This window comes from Vibrio sp. 10N.222.48.A3, assembly GCF_041475345.1.
GTDB classification, from domain to species: Bacteria; Pseudomonadota; Gammaproteobacteria; order Enterobacterales; family Vibrionaceae; genus Vibrio; species Vibrio tasmaniensis_A.
This window is the reverse complement of record NZ_JBFRVX010000598.1, coordinates 1-1,688: the sequence shown is the minus strand read 5'-3', so window position 1 is coordinate 1,688 and position 1,688 is coordinate 1. Positions and strand designations below refer to the sequence as shown.

Annotated in this window: 2 protein-coding genes; both read right to left on the bottom strand. The window is 45.6% G+C overall.

Annotated elements, in window-relative coordinates:
• Positions 1–406: MlaD family protein (locus AB4653_RS16825; protein WP_372104798.1), on the bottom strand; the 406-nt coding region annotated here is incomplete at its 3' end.
• The coding region (locus AB4653_RS16820; protein WP_372104795.1) for a PqiA/YebS family transporter subunit at positions 393–1,688 on the bottom strand (1,296 nt) is incomplete at its 5' end. The genes AB4653_RS16825 and AB4653_RS16820, both read right to left, overlap by 14 nt.

The following is a 1,688-nucleotide window of genomic DNA, read 5'->3' as shown; positions in this document are numbered from 1 at the left end:
GGATAGCGATATAGTTACCTGAAACAAGCGCATCTAACCCTGAGATACCAGATAAACTTGCCGTTGGTTTTACGAGCCAGAAACGCGTGCCTTTTGAGAGTAGCTTTTTCGCTTCTGGGTAGATGTCAGCATCGACATAGATGCTCGATAAATCTTTGGACAAGGTAATGTCGCGCACCATACCCACCTCTAAGCCTTGGTAGCGAATTGTCGTTCGACCTGCGACTAAACCTGCGGCATCTGAGAAATATATCTGCACACGTTGTCCTGCATCGTGTATCGATTTCATGACCAACCAACCCGCTAATGCGACGGTTAGTATCGGCAGGATCCACAAAGGGGAAATACCTTTGTTTTTCCTGACTTCTGGTGAATATGACGTTTGTGATTGGTTATCGTTGTTCATTCACTGACTCATCTTTAGAGGTGTAGTTATCCCAAATTAGCCTAGGATCTAAGCTTTCCGCCGCCAGCATCGTGAGAACAACCACGACGCCAAAAGCGACTGCACCATAACCTGGTGTAAAGTTTAAAATTTGTCCACGGTCGACCAAGGTCATCATGATCGAAATAACGAACAGATCCATTACCGACCACTTTCCCACCCATTTCACAATGAAATAGATGGTCATACGTTGTCTATGGTAAACCGCACGCTTCATTTTGATACAAATTAAGATATACGTTAGACCAAGTATTTTCGCGACAGGCACGACGATACTGGCAATAAAAATGATTGCTGCGATGCCATACATGTCGCTATTAATTAGCGAAGCGACACCGGAGATGATGGTGTCTTCTAGTCTTTGCCCGTTTGTTATCACGATAGAAATTGGAATGACGTTGGCCGGCACGATAGCCACTGAGGCGGCAAAAAGTAGAGCCCATGTCTTTTGTACAGAGTAGGGTTTGCGATGATATAAGTCATGGTGACAACGCACGCAAGTGTGCCCATCAGGCTGAGACAGGTGACAGTTATGACAGTGTACGTTCTTACTTTGATCGAAAGAGTAGTCAGACTCTTGAGCCCAAGCTTCCCAGTAGCGGCGCACACTGATTCGGCTTACCAGTAACACACTGAAAAGTTGCAGTAGAATCAGACCAACTAAACCAGGGCCGACGAAAATATCTGAGTAATCTTGTAATTTGAAGCACGAGATTGCCACGCTCACCAGAAACACATCCAACATCATCCAGTGCTTAAGTGTCTGAATGATAGCTAATGCATAACGAAATGGTGTGAAAATCTTAAAGCGCAATGATAAATGGGTGATGAGTACCGAGGTACAAACAAGTAACGGGGCGATCGAACTGCAGAATAAGATCAACAAGCCAAGTAGAGGGAAGCCTTCACCCATTAAAGTAAATACGCCAGATGGTAACGTCGCAGGTATCATGACACCAATCAGGCGAATACTGATGAATTCAAAAAAGTGTGAGGGGATGAACAGCAATAAGCAGGTAATAGCGATTGCAAGGTTTCCAGACAGGCTAGGGGTGCCACCTCTATAAAGCTGAGTACCGCATCTTGGGCAGTAAGCGGATTTCCCCAAAGGTATGTCCATTTTATCAACGGGAAGTTCGCAGCCCTGACAAAGACGTACAGAGCTACTATCGCACTGGTGCCGAGTCGATAACTGCTGCTTAGTTGATAAAGAGTTGGTTACGGATGGGGAGGTCACGCGACC